Source organism: Verrucosispora sp. FIM060022 (genome assembly GCF_003977705.1).
In the GTDB taxonomy this organism is placed as follows: Bacteria; Actinomycetota; Actinomycetes; order Mycobacteriales; family Micromonosporaceae; genus Micromonospora; species Micromonospora gifhornensis.
On the sequence record NZ_RQIV01000001.1, the window covers coordinates 516352 to 532462 of the forward strand.

Annotated in this window: 12 protein-coding genes; 6 read left to right on the top strand and 6 right to left on the bottom strand. The window is 72.3% G+C overall.

Annotation, left to right across the window (positions count from 1 at the left end; genetic code table 11):
• Positions 1-61 precede the first annotated feature (61 nt).
• Both EG812_RS02305 and EG812_RS02310 read left to right on the top strand, forming a co-directional pair.
• Entirely contained in the window at positions 62-565 is a 504-nt protein-coding gene (locus EG812_RS02305) for a SigE family RNA polymerase sigma factor (RefSeq protein WP_013734770.1), read from the top strand.
• Positions 562-1296 carry a hypothetical protein gene (locus tag EG812_RS02310; RefSeq protein ID WP_126710597.1) on the top strand — a complete coding sequence of 245 codons (735 nt, stop codon included), beginning with the start codon at positions 562-564 and terminating at the stop codon, positions 1294-1296. Before EG812_RS02305 ends, EG812_RS02310 begins: the two co-directional genes overlap by 4 nt.
• A 31-nt stretch (positions 1297-1327) precedes the next feature.
• On the opposite strand, the gene EG812_RS02315 is transcribed toward EG812_RS02310, so the two are convergent.
• Positions 1328-2821, bottom strand: coding sequence for a GH1 family beta-glucosidase (locus EG812_RS02315; RefSeq protein ID WP_126710598.1), 1494 nt, complete (start codon positions 2819-2821; stop codon positions 1328-1330).
• 951 nt (positions 2822-3772) lie between these two features.
• Between EG812_RS02315 and EG812_RS02320 the strand changes: the two genes are divergently transcribed.
• Together EG812_RS02320 and EG812_RS02325 are read left to right on the top strand one after the other, a co-directional pair.
• Complete coding sequence (locus tag EG812_RS02320) at positions 3773-6673, top strand: glycoside hydrolase family 48 protein (protein ID WP_013734767.1); 2901 nt, start codon at positions 3773-3775, stop codon at positions 6671-6673.
• Between the two features lie 455 nt (positions 6674-7128).
• A complete protein-coding gene (locus EG812_RS02325) occupies positions 7129-8010 on the top strand; it encodes a phosphatase PAP2 family protein (protein ID WP_043721383.1) in 882 nt (293 codons plus the stop codon).
• A 108-nt stretch (positions 8011-8118) separates the two neighbouring features.
• On the opposite strand, the gene EG812_RS02330 is transcribed toward EG812_RS02325, so the two are convergent.
• Positions 8119-8298: a hypothetical protein gene (locus tag EG812_RS02330; RefSeq protein WP_126710599.1), complete on the bottom strand. Its 180-nt coding sequence runs from the start codon at positions 8296-8298 to the stop codon at positions 8119-8121.
• A gap of 325 nt (positions 8299-8623) precedes the next feature.
• Here EG812_RS02330 and EG812_RS02335 point away from each other — a divergent pair, with 325 nt between their 5' ends.
• A complete protein-coding gene (locus EG812_RS02335; protein ID WP_233579341.1) occupies positions 8624-9427 on the top strand; it encodes a maleylpyruvate isomerase N-terminal domain-containing protein in 804 nt (267 codons plus the stop codon).
• A 56-nt stretch (positions 9428-9483) separates the two neighbouring features.
• Here the strand turns inward: EG812_RS02335 and EG812_RS02340 are convergent, their stop codons facing one another.
• Positions 9484-10425, bottom strand: a complete 942-nt coding sequence (locus EG812_RS02340) for a DUF1028 domain-containing protein (RefSeq protein WP_126710600.1) — start codon at positions 10423-10425, stop codon at positions 9484-9486.
• A gap of 135 nt (positions 10426-10560) precedes the next feature.
• Here EG812_RS02340 and EG812_RS02345 point away from each other — a divergent pair, with 135 nt between their 5' ends.
• Positions 10561-11526: an LLM class F420-dependent oxidoreductase gene (locus tag EG812_RS02345; RefSeq protein ID WP_126711077.1), complete on the top strand. Its 966-nt coding sequence runs from the start codon at positions 10561-10563 to the stop codon at positions 11524-11526.
• Positions 11527-11643: 117 nt separating this feature from the next.
• Here the strand turns inward: EG812_RS02345 and EG812_RS02350 are convergent, their stop codons facing one another.
• From EG812_RS02350 to EG812_RS02360, 3 genes are read right to left on the bottom strand one after another with little or no spacing between them, the layout of a single operon-like run.
• Positions 11644-13926, bottom strand: coding sequence for a transglutaminase domain-containing protein (locus tag EG812_RS02350; protein ID WP_126710601.1), 2283 nt, complete (start codon positions 13924-13926; stop codon positions 11644-11646).
• Positions 13902-15083, bottom strand: coding sequence for a DUF58 domain-containing protein (locus EG812_RS02355; RefSeq protein ID WP_126710602.1), 1182 nt, complete (start codon positions 15081-15083; stop codon positions 13902-13904). Before EG812_RS02355 ends, EG812_RS02350 begins: the two co-directional genes overlap by 25 nt.
• 14 nt (positions 15084-15097) lie before the next feature.
• Positions 15098-16093, bottom strand: coding sequence for an AAA family ATPase (locus EG812_RS02360; protein ID WP_013734760.1), 996 nt, complete (start codon positions 16091-16093; stop codon positions 15098-15100).
• Between the last annotated feature and the right edge of the window lie 18 nt (positions 16094-16111).

Below are 16111 nucleotides of genomic sequence, written 5' to 3' on the forward strand. Positions count from 1 at the left end.
GGCTCAACCTTTTCGGGGCCTCGCTCGTCAGGACCGGTCGTGGGGCAGGCAAGAGGTGACGATGGCCAGGGGTGACGCCGAGTTTGTGGAGTTCGTCCAGGCGGCCTCCGGCCGGTTGGCTCATGCCGCGTACCTGATGACCGGCGACCACCATCAGGCCGAGGACGCCGCACAGACCGCGCTGGTGCGTACCTATGCGTCGTGGTCGCGGGTACGTCGCGACGACCCCTACGCCTACACCCGACGCGTGATGATCAATTACATAGTGGACAACTGGCGGCGTCCGATCCGGGAGTACCCGGTCGACGAGGTTCCGCACCAGCGACGCGGTGACGTCGCCGACGAGGTCACCGCCCGGCGCTGGCTGCAGCTCGCCCTCGGCGCACTCACCGCCCGTCAACGGGCGATCGTCGTGCTGCGCTACCTGTTCGACCTGCCCGAACAGCAGGTCGCCCGCGAGCTTGACGTTTCCCTGGGCACGGTGAAGAGCACCACCTCCCGGGCCCTGGAGAAGCTGCGGCAGACCCTTGTCGAACTGCCGACCGCGCCGGGAGGCGACCGATGAACGAGACAGATCGCCTCCGCGCGGCCATCCGGGCCACCGAACCGGACGACCGGGGTCGGTTCGACGTGGACACGATCATGCGGCAGGGGCGTCGGCTGCGCCGCAGGCGACGGGTGGTCCGGGGCGGGACGGCCCTGCTCTCGGTCGTCGTGGTGGCCGTCGGTGCGGCGACCGTGCTCCGCCAACCCGATCCGTTCGAGCGCGGGCCGCAGCCCGCAACCACCTCGTCGACGGCCGCCGAGGTCACCGAGCCGACCGTCGGCGCGGCGACGCCGCCACCGGCACCGCCGCCGATCGGTACGGTCCTGAGCACCGGCATCCGGTACGGCGGCGACGAGCGGGTCTTCTACTTCGTCGAGGTCGACGTCCCCCGGGCTTCCGAGGTGACGATCGGTCTGGTCGCCGGCCGGCGTTCCGCCACCGGCGCGCTGATCGTGGATTACCTCATCAACGACGTCGAGGGCAGCGACCGCCGACCCGGCTTCCACGAGATCGGGTACGAGCCGTCGGCGCAGCTGCTCCCCGACGATCCGGTGCCCACGTTCGGGTATTTCGTCGGACCGGCCACCCGGATCATGGGATCGATCGGCGGGCAGCGGCTGAAGGCGGAGTTGGCCAGGTGGAGCGAGGACGACGACGTGGTGGTCTTCTGGTTCCATCCGCAGGTGCTGCGCCCGGGGCAACGGCTCGACGGCATCCTCGCCTGGGACGCGCAGGGCCGGCGGCTCTGATCCGTACGCCGGCCCGGCGCGTCACCGGGTCTCACACCGCGTTGTCGGCGATGACCTGGCGGTACCAGTGGGCGCTGCGCTTGAGCACCCGCCGCTGGGTGGGGTAGTCGATGTAGATGAGTCCCCAGCGCTGGTCGTAGCCCTCGGCCCACTCGAAGTTGTCGAGCAGCGACCAGACATGGAAGCTCTCCAGGGGCACGCCGTCGGTGACGGCGCGGTGGGCGGCGGCCAGGTGGTCGCGCAGGAAGGTGACCCGGCCGGTGTCCTCGACGGTGCCGTCGGCGGCGAGGACGTCGGGGGTGGGCAGCCCGTTCTCGGTGACGGTCAGCGGGATCGGGCCGTAGTCGCGGGTGACCCGGGTCAGGATGTCGTACATCCCGTCCGGGTAGATCTGCTGCCAGCTCGCCTCGGAGGTGGGCCAGCGGCGCACCGTGCCGCCGTTGGCGGTGACGTAGATCGGGGTGTAGTACTGCACCGCGAGCACGTCGACCGGGGAGGAAATGATCTCCAGGTCGCCGTCGCGGATGCCCCGGACCATCCGGCTGGTCGGCCCGAGGTCGGCCAGGACGTCCTCCGGATAGCTGCCCTTGAGGGCGGAGTCGAGGTAGAGGCGGTTCTCGTACCCGTCGTACAGCCGGGTGGCCTCGGCGGCGGCGGGCGAGTCGTCGGCGGGGTAGCAGGGGTGCAGGTTGAAGGCCGGCCCGATGCGGCCGGTGCCACCCTCGGCGCGCAGCGCCTGCACCGCGAGGCCGTGGGCGAGTTGCAGATGGTGGGCGACGAGGTAGGCGGCGTCCGGGTCCTGCCGGCCGGGGGCGTGGTGGCCGAACAGGTAGCCGTTCTGCACGACGGTCTTGGGCTCGTTGATGGTGAGCCAGACGGGCACCCGGTCGCCGAGCGCCTCGAACACGGTCGCCGCGTAGTCGGCGAAGCGGTACGCCACGTCGCGGGACTCCCAGCCGCCGGCGTCCTGCAGGGTCTGCGGCAGGTCCCAGTGGAACAGGGTGGCCATCGGGGAGATGCCGCGCTCGTGCAGCCCGTCGACGAGGCGACGGTAGAAGTCGATGCCCCGCTGGTTGGCGGCGCCGGTGCCGTCGGGCTGGATGCGCGGCCAGGAGATGGAGAACCGGTAGCTGCGCAGCCCCAGGTCGCGCATCAGATCGAGGTCTTCGGCGTAGCGGTGGTAGTGGTCGGCGGCGACGTCACCGGTGTCGCCGTTACGGATGCGTCCCGGCGTGTGGCTGAAGGTGTCCCAGACCGACTCGCCCCGGCCGTCCTCCTTGGCGGCGCCTTCGATCTGGTACGCCGAGGTGGCTGCGCCCCAGCCGAAGTTCACCGGGAACTGCAACCGGGTGGCGGAGCTGGCGGCCGGCTCGGTGGGTGCGGCGTCCTCGCCGGGCTGGCAACCGGCAAGGGCGGTGGCGCCGGCTGCGGTGGTGACCGCGCCCAGTGCGGCGCCGGCCGGCGTCACGGCGGTGGCCGACAGCGCCGCGCGGCGCAGCAGGTGGCGCCTGGTGAGCATCGACATGGGTTCTCCTCGTGGGTGGGGTGGCCGCCGCGCCCCTCGGGAGCGCTCCCAATACAGCGTAAAGGGTGGGCGGCCGCCGCTGGCGCATGATCGTCACAGATCACGGACGACCGCGGTGGCGGCGGAGACAAAGGTGGGGGTTCTGGCGGTCAGCCGGTCGGGCGTCGGGTGTGGCGGGACCGGGGTGCGCCGAGTTCCGCGGGCGGACCGGCGGCGTGCTCCCGGAGGTGGTCGGCGGGGCAGCGCACGGTCGGCGGGCGGGGCATACTGCCGTGCGGGGCGCGCGGGTGATGCGCGTCTGACCCGTCGGCCTCTTTTCCCATCGTGAACGGGGGTTTAGTGTGGGGACGGGGGAGGGCAACCCCCGTCCCCACCGTGTTGCGGTACACGCACGTGCGGATTGGCGTCCCAGTCGTGCGTGTCGCGCGGGAGCCGGGCCACGCGAGTGGCTTGAGGATCCACCTCCCCTCACTGTGGTGGGGTGACGGCTGACGGCGGTGTCCGGGCTGGCCCGCCGTCGGCCTGCGGTCTTAGTACCCGTTGCTGTGGGCACAGCGCCGGGTAATCCAATGCTTGGAGCTCCGTCGATGGAAGCGCTCCCATCGACGTTGTTTGCGACTGTAACGCCCGTCACGGCTTTGTGAAAGCCCCAAAATAAGATCGAAACAACCGAGTGCTTCCGGAAGTGTGATCTCTGGTGCTGGGAGCGCTTCCATGGCACACTGTCGATCGACCACGTGGAGCCAGGTATGCGTGAGCGTGGGGCCGCCGAGGGCTTCCGGTGTATCCGGTACGGCGCCCTGATCGCAGTGGGTGTCTGACGACGACCTGCTGCGTTCCGGCCGGTCGGCCGGCCCACCACCATCCACCGGCGTCTCGCGTCCTGTCGTCTGCGAGGCGTCCCGCCGGGGCGGCACCGCACCCGGCCTGGTTCGAGGAGACACCGCGCAGATGAGAAATCTGGCAAGACGTCGCCGCCTGGCGTGGCTCGGCGCCGCGGCACTGGCGATCGGCGGGGTGACCGTACCCGCCGGCGCCGCGCAGGCCGCACCGGCCTGCGACGTGGTCTATGAGACCAATGACTGGAGCAACGGCTTCACCGCCAACATCACCCTCAAGAACCTCGGCGACCCGGTCAACGGCTGGACGTTGCGGTTCGCCTTCCCCGGCAACCAGCGGGTCACCAACGGCTGGTCGGCCCGGTGGAGCCAGAGCGGCAACCAGGTCACCGCCGTCAACGAGGCGTGGAACGGCAGCATGGCCACCGGCGCCAGCACCACCATCGGCTTCAACGGCTCGTACACCGGCAGCAACCCGAAGCCGACCTCGTTCTCCGTCAACGGAGTCACCTGCGGTGGCGTCGCCCAGCAGCCTCCGACGGTGAGCCTGTCGGTCCCCGCCGGCCCGTTCACCGCTCCGGCGACCGTGCCGCTGACCGCCACCGCGAGCGACCCGGACGGCACCATCGCCCGCGTCGAGTTCTACCGCAACGGACTGCTGGTCAACACCGACACCACCGCGCCGTACGCGTACACCCTGGAGAGCCTGCCGGCCGGTGACTACACGGTGCAGGCCCGGGCGTACGACAACAGTGGACTGTCGGCGATCGCCGAGCGGTCGTTCAGCGTCACCGCGTCCACCGCGCCGGCGGTGGTGGCCACCCCGACCGCGCTGACCGTGCCCGAAGGCGGCAGCTCGACGTTCAACGTCAAGCTCAGCCGCGCGCCGTCGGCGAACGTCTCGGTGAGCCTGACCCGCACCGGTGACACCGACATCACCGTCCCGTCGACGCCGCTGACGCTGACCACGAGCAACTGGAACAGTGGCGTCGATGTGACCGTCCAGGCCGCCGAGGACGCCGACACTGTCGGTGGCACCGCGACGATCACCGCCTCGGCCGCCGGTCACACGCCGGCGACGGTCACCGTCACCGAGATCGACAACGACGTGCCGGGCGGCGACGGCGAGTACGTGCAGCGCTTCCTCACCCAGTACAACAAGATCAAGAACTCGGGCTACTTCAGCCCGGAGGGCGTGCCGTACCACTCGATCGAGACGCTGATCGTCGAGGCGCCCGACCACGGCCACCAGACCACCTCCGAGGCGTTCAGCTTCTGGCTGTGGCTGGAGGCGTACTACGGTCGGGTCACCCAGAACTGGGCGCCGTTCAACAACGCCTGGACGGTGATGGAGACCTACATCATCCCGTCCACGGCCGACCAGCCGACCGCCGGTTCCGCCGGTGACGCCACCTACGCCGCCGAGAACGACCTGCCCAGCCAGTACCCGTCGCAGCTGAACGCGAACGTGCCGGTCGGCAAGGACCCGCTGCGCGCGGAACTCCAGCAGACCTACGGCACCGGCAGCATCTACGGCATGCACTGGCTGCTGGACGTGGACAACGTCTACGGCTTCGGCCGCTGCGGCAACGGCACCACCCGTCCCGCGTACATCAACACCTTCCAGCGGGGCACCCAGGAGTCGGTGTGGGAGACCGTGCCGCACCCCTCCTGCGACACCTTCGCCCACGGCGGCCCGAGCGGCTACCTTGACCTGTTCATCAAGGAGTCCGGCACCCCGGCCAAGCAGTGGAAGTACACGAACGCCCCGGACGCCGACGCCCGCGCCGTGCAGGCCGCGTACTGGGCGCTGACCTGGGCCAAGGAGCAGAACAAGCAGGCCGACGTGGCGGCGACCGTGACCAAGGCCGCCAAGATGGGTGACTACCTGCGGTACGCGCTGTTCGACAAGTACTTCAAGCGCATCGGCAACTGCGTCGGGGCCACCCAGTGCCCGGCCGGTAACAACCGCGAGTCCGCCCACTACCTGCTCTCCTGGTACTACGCCTGGGGCGGCGCGTACGAGACCAGCCAGAACTGGTCGTGGCGGATCGGTTCCAGCCACAGCCACTTCGGCTACCAGAACCCGTTCGCGGCCTGGGCGCTGACCAACGTCAACGAGCTCAAGCCGCGCTCGTCGACCGCGGCGGCGGACTGGAACAACAGCCTCACCCGGCAGCTGGAGCTCTACACCTGGCTCCAGTCGGCCGAGGGTGGCATCGCCGGTGGCGCGACCAACAGCTGGGGCGGGCACTACGGCACGCCGCCGGCCGGCACCGCCACCTTCTACGGCATGTTCTACGACGAGGACCCGGTCTACAACGACCCGCCGTCGAACCAGTGGTTCGGCATGCAGGCCTGGTCGATGCAGCGCATCGCCGAGCTGTACCTGGTCAGCGGTGACGCCCGCGCCAAGGCCCTGCTGGACAAGTGGGTGCCGTGGGCCATCGCCAACACCACGCTGGGTGAGGACTGGTCCATCCCGGCGGACCTGAAGTGGACGGGCCAGCCCAACAACTGGAACCCGACCAACCCGCAGCCGAACACCAACCTGCACGTCGAGGTGATCGCCAAGGGTCAGGACGTCGGCATCGCCGCCTCCTACGCCCGTACGCTCATCGCCTACGCGGCGAAGTCGGGCAACGTGGCGGCGAAGAACACCGCCAAGGGCCTGCTGGACGCGCTGCACGGGGAAAGCGACGCGCAGGGTGTGTCGACGGTGGAGAAGCGTGGCGACTACCGGCGCTTCGACGACGTCTACGACGCCTCCACCGGGCAGGGCCTGTACATCCCGCAGGGCTGGACCGGTCGCATGCCCAACGGTGACGTGATCGCCCCGGGCAAGAGCTTCGTCGACATCCGGTCGTTCTACAAGAACGACCCGGCGTGGCCGAAGGTCCAGGCGTACCTCGACGGTGGACCGGAGCCGGAGTTCCGCTACCACCGGTTCTGGGCCCAGGCGGACGTCGCGATGGCGTACGCCGACTACGGGAAGCTGTTCCCGAACGGCTGACGAACAACGTCCTCCGGGTGGGCGGTGACCCACCCGGAGGCTCCGGCCGGGCCTCGGGGGTAGAGGCAGGACCGGCCGGCGGCCTGACGCCCACGGTCAGGCCGGGGTGGGTCGGCCCTCTGGCCGACGCAGCGGAGTAGTCGACCCACCCCACCGCCCCCCGATTCGACAGTGACACCGCGCAGATCGTGAAAAAAAGTGACCGCCTCGGGATAACAACACCGCCGGGGACGGAGTAACGTACATCACCGGAGAGGCCGCTCCCCCCGTGGCGGCCTCTCCCTTTTGCTGTTGCGGCCACAATCCTCCTCGCCGTCGGCCCGACGCCTCGCAACATCTCCGTCCGGCCGCCGTGCCGCCCACCGTTGCCCCTGCTCAGCTGCGCCTGACGCCGGTGCCGACGCGGTCGGCGGGCCACTGGTGGACCTGCGGGCAGCGGCGGCTAAGTTGTCCGGGTGCGCGTGACGCCGAGGGGTGGGACTGCGGTCTGGTTGGTCTTGTTGGCCCTTGTCCAGACGGCGGCCTTCATCGTCGTCTGGCGATTCGCCCTCTACACCGACGTCGGCCAATGGATCGACACGGCGGCGTTGACCGGCAACCGGATCGGCCGTGACCACATTGAGGATCCGGTGGACCGGATCCTCAACGCGATGTCCGTGGTGTCGCTGCTGGCGGCCACCGTGACGATCGGGTTCATCGCGTTGATCCGGGGCCGGGTGGCCCTGGCGGTGGCGGCCACCCTGCTGATCGCCGGGGCCAACGTCACCACCCAGTTGCTGAAGTACGGCCTGGTCCGGCCCGACTACGGCATCGACCCGGAACGGGCGTACGTGGGCAACAGCCTGCCCAGCGGGCACACCACCGTCGCTGCCTCGGTGGCGGTGGCGCTGGTGCTCGTCCTGCCGCCCAAGGGTCGAGCCTTCGCCGCCGTGGTCGGTGCCGCCTACGCGGCTCTCGCCGGGGTGGCGACCCTCTCGGCGGGCTGGCACCGCCCCAGCGACGCGGTGGCCGCGTTCCTCGTCGTCGGCGTGTGGGCCGCGCTGGCCGGCCTGCTGCTGCTGATCACCCAACGGGAACAGGCGAAGGTATCCTCGGCCGACGCGCACCGGGGCGTCGCTCTGCTCCTCGGCATCGGTGGACTCCTGGCGATCGCGGGCTGCGCGCTGGCACTGTCCTGGCTGGCGGGGCAACGCGCCACCGCGGCGGCCGAGTTGCCCCGCCACCCCCTGTTCGTCGGGTACGCCGGCAGCGCCGCCGGCATCGCCGGAACGATGGGGGTGGTCATGGCGCTGGCCCTCTCCGCCGTGCACCGCATCGTTCCTCGCCACAAGGGCTGACCACCCGCGCCGACTGCGAACCTGGTCGCGGTGGGGCTGACCGCCTCCACGCAGACCGCGTACCCGGTTACGACGGACTGGCAATGCCTTCTGGCGCGCCCTGGGTGGTTACCGGGCGTCGGTGGAACTCCAGGTGATCGGCCCGCCCGTCTTCACCACCGACCGGGTGAGGTACCCGTGTTCCGCGCCGGCTTCCACCTGCACGACAGCCTGACAGCGCGGGTCCTGCCGGACGCCGGCCTTCACCCGCTCCCGGCTACGGGCACCGACCACGTCGACCCGTCTCATCCGTGCCCCCACACCACGGCGTCCGGCCCTTGCCTGCAAGATCATGCTCGATCCTGGATCGAGTGGGTTGAGTATGAGAACGAGACCACTCGATCCGGGATCGAGCGCGATCATGAATCGTGGGTCCAGTGGAAGGTGGAGAGGTGCGATGGACGGGCGATCGGCGATGTTCGTGACAGGGCCGCCCGAGAGGGGGCCGTCCCGGCCGGGGTTGTCCGAGACGGAGTTGCCCGAGCCGGGGCTGTCCGACGCAGGGCTGTCCGAGGTTGGGTTGCCCGAGCTAGGGCCGTCCGACGCAGGGTTGCCCGATGTGGGGCTGTCCGAGGTGGGGGAGCGCTTGGGGGACGCCGATCTGGTTCGGGCGGCTTTCCGCGAGGAGTGCCTGCGGCTTGGGGAGGTGCTGGCGACCCTCGATCCGAAGGACCTGGCCCGGCCGACCGGCTGCGTGCCGTGGACGGTGGCTGAACTGCTGGCACATGTCCGCACCGGTGCCGGCCGGCTGATCGACATGCTGGCTGCACCGGCGCCGAACGGCGCCCTGGTCGACGCCGCCGGCTACTTCGGTGCCGCCAAGTTCACCACCGAGGTCGATGCCGCCCGCATCGAGTCGGCCCGCGCCGAGTCGGCTCGCATCGAATCGGCTCGCATCGAGGCGGCTCGCATCGAATCGGCTCGCATCGAGGCGGCTCGGGTGGGAGACGGGCGGGTTGAGGGTGGTGGGGAGAGGTTCGGCTCGGAGGGCACGCGCCGAGGGGGCGGATTGGGCGAGGACTTCGACCGGGCCTGGCGCGCTGCCCTCGCGGCCGTCGAGGCGAACCCACCGGATCGGGTGGTACGCACCCGGCACGGCGATGCGATGACGGTGACGGAGTTCCTGCGTACCCGGGTGGTGGAGGTCGGGGTGCACGGCCTGGACCTGGCGGCGGCGCTGGACCGGCCGCCGTGGCTGACCACGGCCGCCAGCCGGGTCATCGCCGATCTGCTCACCGCGGGCCGCTTCCTGCCGGCGGAGCTGGGCTGGGACCGGCTGACCCTGATCGCCAAGGTGACCGGGCGCATGCCGTGCAGTCCTGCCGAGCAGGCCGCCCTCGCCCGGGTCGGCCTGCCGCTGCTCGCCTTCGGCCGCTGATCCCCGTCGAGCGGGCCGGCCCCGTCGAGCGGACCGGCCCCGTCGAGTGGGGCTCGTTACCGTGCCGACTCAGGCTCGCTGCCCACCGGGGCCGCGAAGTCTCCGCCCGCGCCGACGGCTGGGTCGCGATTCGTTGAGGCCGCACCTCGGGGTACGGGTACGTGGGGGAGGGCGGCACGCAGCCGGGCCAGCACCACCGGGTCGATGCGGCCGGGGGCCAGCCGTTCCTCCAGGTTCTCCAGGCCGGCCCACTCGACCAGCGCGTCCTGCGGATCGGCCGGGTCCGCCGGGTGGCCGAGGGCGGTGAGCAGGCCGGCCACCTCGGCGGCCACCGCGCCGGTCAGGTCGAGCAGGGTGGCCGGGTCGGGGCGGCTGAACATGAGGGTGTGCACGGCCAGCAGCCGGTCGAGTTCGGTGATCGGGTCGGGGTGGTCGTCGACCCGAAGATCGATCATGAGGTCGCCGGTGCCGCCGTACCCTCCGCCGCGACGGACCACGACGAGCCCGGCGCTCTGCTGGCCACGTCGATCGCCGCCGGCCTGCTGGCCGGCGCGCAGCGCGGCGAGCAACCGCTGCGCGAACGGCAGGTCGGTACGGGCCAGCCAGGTGTCGCGCAGCGCGTCGATCACCTCGGGGCCGGTGAGGATGTTGCCCTGCGCGGCCCAGCCGTCGCCCGCCTGGCCGCCCGCCCAGTCCCGGCAGTGCTCCCCGGTGTACGTGGCACCGGGACCAGTGGCGGCGACCACACCGACCTGGCGGTGGTCACGTTCCGGGTCGGCGGCGACCAGACCAGCGACCACACCCGCCGCCGTCACCCCGGTACGCAGCAGGGCGAGTCCCTGCGGCCGGTAGGCCAGGTTCACGTGCGCCTGGCTGGCGATCGCGCCGACCTGCGCCTCGGCCGCCGGCACCAGCGCGCCGGCGGCCAGGAAGCGGCTGGCCACGGCGACACCGTGCAGGTGGCCGTCGGCGGAGCGGGCGACGAGTGAGAAGGTCACGTCGGCAAGGTTAGCGCTGGTCACGGCCGGGTCGCCGATTCGGCGAGCGGCTTCCCGGCCGACCGGGAAGCCGACAGGATCTTGCCTGGGAGACCGCGCGGCGGGCACCATCGATCGATGACGACGCGATGGGCGATGACGGTGCCGTTGGACGGGGTCGCGCTGGCCGACCATGCCGCCGTGTACGAGGCTCTTGCCGATGCCGGGTTCACCGACCTGTGGTCCTCCGAGGTCAACGGCGTCGACGCCTTCACCCCACTGACGCTGGCCGCCGTCTGGCAGCCGGGGCTGCGGCTGGGCACCGCGGTCACGCCGGTGTTCACCCGTGGGCCCGGCCTACTGGCGATGAGCGCCGCCGCGCTCGCCGACGTCGCGCCGGGCCGGTTCGCCCTGGGCATCGGCGCGTCGTCGCCGGTGGTGGTGTCCGACTGGAACGCCGTCGAGTTCACCGAGCCGTTCCGGCGTACCCGTGACGTGCTGCGGTTCCTGCGGGCGGCGTTGCGGGGGGAGACCGTCGACGGGGCGCTCGACACCTTCGCGGTGCGGCGGTTCAGCCTGCAACGTCCGCCGGCCGTACCGCCGCCGTTGCTGCTGGGCGCGTTGCGCCCGGGCATGCTGCGGCTGGCCGCCGCCGAAGCCGACGGGGTCATTCTGAACTGGCTCGCCGCCACCGACGTGCCCCGTGCCGTGGCCGAACTCGGCGAACGCCGTCCGCAGTTCGAGGTGGTCGCCCGGATCTTCGTCTGCCCCACCGAGGACGCCGGGTACGCCCGCACCCTGGGCCGCCGCATGATCACCAGCTATCTGACGGTGCCCGCGTACGCGGAATTCCACAGGTGGCTCGGCCGCCAGGAGGCGCTGTCGGCGATGTGGGAGGCCTGGGCGGCCGGTGACCGGCGGGCCGCGCTCGCCGCTGTGCCGGACGAGGTGGTGGACGCGCTGATCGTGCACGGCTCACCCGAGCAGTGCCGGGCCAAGGTCCGCCGGTACGCCGAGGCCGGGGTGGACGTCCCCGTACTGGCGCTGCTGCCCACCCCCGAACTGGCCGCTGGGGACACGGCCGCCCTGACCACGATGATCGCTCGGCTCGGCCTCGGCTGATCGGATCGTCCCGTGTCGCGCTGAGCCCGGACGGGCCGCAGCGAGGGGTGACCGGCCAGCCGGTCAGCGCCCCGCCGGGCGACGCCGGTCTCAGCGTCACCGGCGGGCGGCGTCGTCTCAGCGTCGCCAGCGCAGCGGCCCTGGATGCACCGACCAGAGCAGCCGCCGCCACCGGGACCGGGCGGCGCGCAGCGCGCCCGTGTAGCGGGTGGCCGCGTCGGCGGCGGCGTCGGCCTGCGCGTCGGTCACCTGACCGGGGGCGAACCCGACCTGGTTGACCAGCCGGGCCAGATCGTCCACCGCCCGGTACGCGGCCACCGACTGATGCCCGGCCGGTCCCGCCCCAGCGACCGGCGACCCGGCGACCTCCGACGGGGCGGCTGGCGACGCGGCGGACAGGGCACGGCGAGCCGCGTCGGCGACCTCGGTGGCGGACAGGTCGGTGGGGACCGGCCGTCCGGCCAGCCGCAGCGCGTCGGTCAGTTCCCGCCAGGCACCGGCGACCCGCAGGTCGGCCGGGCCCCGGTGCAGCCGGTTGCGGGTCAGCGCGCGGCGCAGGCCGGCCAGGGTGGCCAGCGCCGCCACAACCAGCAGCAGGAAACCGGCGGTGGCGCCGGCGGCCAGCATCGGCGTGGACAGCCCGGCCTGATCGTCACCGCCCTCGGCAGCTGCCGGGGGCGCGGAGGACGCGGACGGCTCCACGGTCGGCTCCGGCTGCTCCGACGGCGGTGGCTTCTCCGGCTGCGGCCGGAAGTCCTCCTCCACCGGCCGTGGTTCGTCGTCCGGGCGGGGCAGCGGGTCGAACGGCACCCAGCCCACCCCGTCGAAGAGCACCTCCGGCCAGGCGTACGCGTCACCGGCCCGCACCGGTCCGTCGCCCGGCGCGGCGAACCCGACCACCACCCGCGTCGGCAACCCGGCCAACCGGCCCAGCACCGCGAACGAGGCCGCGAACTGTTCGGAGGTGCCCCGCTGCCCGCCACCGTTACGCGGCCCGAACAGGAAGAACGCCAGATTCGGGTACGCGTGGCCACTTGGTGCGTCGGCGACCAGCCGGTAGTGCTCGGCCAGCCACTGCTCGATCGCCGCCGCCCGGGCGTACGGGGCGCCGTTCTCCTCGGCCAGCTGGGCGGCGAGCCGGCGCAACTGGTCGGGTGCGCCGTCCGGCACGTGCAGTACCCGGGCCACCTCGTCCCCGACCGGGGTGTTCGCGGTGGCCAGCAGGTTCGCGTCCGGACGTTCCCGAGCGGAGATCACCGTGTAGCGTAGCCCCGGACTGAGCCCGTCGGGCCGGATCAGGGTGCCGGTGCCCGGGTCGTAGGCCACCCGCGCGCCGGTGACCTCGCGTGGCGTGGCCACCGCCGGCAACAACCGGCCACTCAGCTCGTCGACGGTGATCTCCTGCCGGACCGTCTCCACGGTGGCGTACGTCGCCGGCTGGACGGTCGGCAGGATCCGGCCGGCGTTGCGGTAGGTGGCACCGACCCGCCAGGTCACCCCGTCGTAGTCGCTGAGCACGGCCAGCCGGATCCGGTTGCCACCGCCGGCTTCGGTGCGCACCTGGAACAGTTGCTGGTCGGGGCGCAGCGCCCAGCCGGAGATCCGGATCAGCGGGTTCTCGTCCAGCGTCTCGACCTGCGGCGGCTCGACGTAGCGGCGCGGGTCCACCGGTCGTACCTCCACCAGTGCGGCCACCGCCGGGCCGAGCAGCGTCGCCGCCGCGACCACCACCGCCGTACCGGCGGCCGAGGCCACCGCCAGCCGGGCCCGTACCCGCGAGCGCACCGCCGGGGCCAGCGTGTCGAGCGGGTCGTCGCCGCGCCGGGCCGAGGCGGCCAGGCCCAGCCCGGCCAGCACCACCAGCGCCACGGTCGGGCCGATCGCCGGTTCGGCGTTGGGCCCGACGACGTACACCGCGCCGATGTGGAGCAGCACCGGTGGGAGGTAACCCAGCAGCACCCGCCCGGCGCGCAGGGCCACCTCCGCGCCGGCCAGCCCGGCCAGCCAGGCACCCACCAGCGGCACCAGAACCGTGTCCGGGGTCGGTTCCACCGGGATCATCGCGGTCAGCAGCCGGGGAATGCCGTTACCGGCGGCGTCGGCGGCCACCTGGGCGAACCCGCCCGGCAGACCGGCCCGATCGGCGGTCAGCCGCAGGCACCACGCCGTCCAACCGGCCATCACCAGCACCGACACCGGCGCGACCAGCCACGACGGCAGCCGCCGCGCCGCGACGCTGACCAGCACCGACCCGAGGGCCGCGCCGGCCACCAGCGCGGTCAGCAGCGATCCCGCGTACACCCGGTCCAGCGTCACCCCGGCCAGGACGACCATGCCGACCAGCGCCGCCGGCACCGGCACCGCCCGCAGCAGCCTCACCACCGGCGCACCCCGTCCCACTCGGCGGCGAACCCGGCCCCGTCGGCCGCGTCCACCACGAGCAGGCCGCCGGTACCCGGCGGTGTCGGTTCCGCCGCGCCGAAAACTCCGACCACCACCGAGGGGTACGCCCCGCGCAGCGCACCGACGTGCCCCAGGTCGTCGCGCCCACCGGGCCCGGTGAGTACGACCAGGGTGTCGCCGAGGCGGTCGCGGCGCAGCCGTGCCGCCGCAGCCTCCAGCGTCCCCTCGTACGACAGCGACACCGCCGCCAACCGGTCCAACGGCACGGTCGGTCCACCGTCGCCGGGCCCGTCCGCTGCGGTGCTCGCCCCGGCGAGGTCGTCCGGCGCGGCGACGAAGAGCAGCGTCACGGGCAGGTCCTCGCGTACCGCCGCGGTGACCACCGAGGCCGCCGCCTCACATGCCGACTCGAACGACTCGGCCACCAGGCGTACCCGCTGCGGATGCGCCGCCAGCCGGTTGTCCAGCAGCACCACGATCCGGGGCAGGCTGGTGTCCACGTTCTCCCGCACCATCAGCTCACCGATCCGGGCACTGGTACGCCAGTGCACCCGCCGCAACTCGTCACCGACGACGTACTCCCGCAAAGAGTCGAAGGTGATCGAACCGTGCGGTACGGAGTCGACCCGGCCGTCGAGACTGCGGCCCGCGCCGGTGGGCACCGCGCGCAACGGATGGATCTTCGGGTGCACCCACACCGGCACGCTGTCGCCGTAGCTGCGCGCCACCACGACCAGGCCGAGGGGATCGCGGCGGGTCACCCGCAGCGGACCCACCGGCACCACGCCCCGGCGGGCGGTCGGCACCTCGTAGCGGACGGTGGTGTCGGCCCCCGGGCGCAGCCGCAGCACCGGCACCGGCACCACCTGGTCGCCGCACCGGTCGGCGGCGAGCAGACTCGCCGACCGCAACCGACCCATGTTGCGTACGGTCAACGTCATCGCCGCCGGCTCACCCCGCGCCACCCGGTCCGGATCCGCCTGCCGGCGTACCTGCAACCTGGGCCGCCACGCCGCGCTCAACACCGCGACCGCGACCGCGACGCCGGCCGCCGCACCGAGCACCGTCAATTCCGGGTACCCGAACCGGAAGCCGGTGCCGAGCAGCAGCACCCCGGCGACGAGCAGACCGATACCCCGGGCGGTGATCCCCACGCCGCTCCTCGCGATCAGGGCTGCGCCGGCGCCGGCTGCCCCGACGGCAACGGCACCGGCACCGACGCGACGGCCTGGCGCAACACGTCACCGGCGGTCACGCCACGCACCTGCGCGTCCGGAGTGAGCAGCAGCCGGTGGGCGAAGACCGGCTCGGCGAGCGTCTTGAGATCCTCCGGCATGATCCAACCCCGGCCGTCGATGAGCGCGTACGCGCACGCCGCCCGGGTCAACGCGATCACCCCGCGCGGGCTCACCCCGACCCGCACCTGCGGATGGGTACGGGTCGCCGCGGCCAGCCGCACCGCGTACGTGTACAGCGGCTCGGCGATGTGCACCCGGCGGGCCATCCGGACCATCTCCCCGATCGTGGTGGTGTCGGTGATCGCGGCCAGCGCCTCGGGGGAGCGGACCGTCGCCCCGCGCAGCACCTCCACCTCCACCGACTCGTCGGGGTAGCCGACGGAGAGCTTGACCAGGAACCGGTCCAGCTGCGCCTCCGGCAGCCGGTAGGTGCCGTCCATCTCCACCGGGTTCTGCGTCGCCACCACCAGGAACGGCTGCGGCACCGGATGGCGTACGCCGTCCACGGTGACCGTGCGCTCCTCCATCACCTCCAGCAGCGCCGACTGCGTCTTCGGCGACGCCCGGTTGATCTCGTCGGCGATGACGATGTTGGCGAACACCGGACCCGGATGGAACTCGAAGCCCCGGGTGGCCTGGTTGAAGATGGTCACCCCGGACACGTCCGACGGCAGCAGGTCCGGCGTGAACTGGATGCGCCGCCACTGCCCCTTCACGGTCGCCGCGATCGCCCGCGCGAGGGTCGTCTTACCCACCCCGGGCACGTCTTCGAGCAGCACATGCCCCTGGGCGAACAGCGCCGTCAACGCCAGCCGGACCACCTGCGGCTTACCGAGCACCACCGCGTTGACGTTCTCCGCCAGCCGGGCGGCCAGGGCGGCGAAGCCCTGCACCTCCTGGTGGTTGAGGGGTTCCTGGCTGTTCACGGTGGTGCTCCTTGCCTG

Bases quoted from the DNA above. Each gene is read 5' to 3' on its own strand.
- EG812_RS02310 (WP_126710597.1), top strand. From the start codon at position 562: ATGAACGAGACAGATCGCCTCCGCGCGGCCATCCGGGCCACCGAACCG.
- EG812_RS02330 (WP_126710599.1), bottom strand. From the start codon at position 8,298: ATGAGACGGGTCGACGTGGTCGGTGCCCGTAGCCGGGAGCGGGTGAAG.
- EG812_RS02315 (WP_126710598.1), bottom strand. From the start codon at position 2,821: ATGTCGATGCTCACCAGGCGCCACCTGCTGCGCCGCGCGGCGCTGTCG.
- EG812_RS02345 (WP_126711077.1), top strand. From the start codon at position 10,561: ATGACGGTGCCGTTGGACGGGGTCGCGCTGGCCGACCATGCCGCCGTG.
- EG812_RS02320 (WP_013734767.1), top strand. From the start codon at position 3,773: ATGAGAAATCTGGCAAGACGTCGCCGCCTGGCGTGGCTCGGCGCCGCG.
- EG812_RS02305 (WP_013734770.1), top strand. From the start codon at position 62: ATGGCCAGGGGTGACGCCGAGTTTGTGGAGTTCGTCCAGGCGGCCTCC.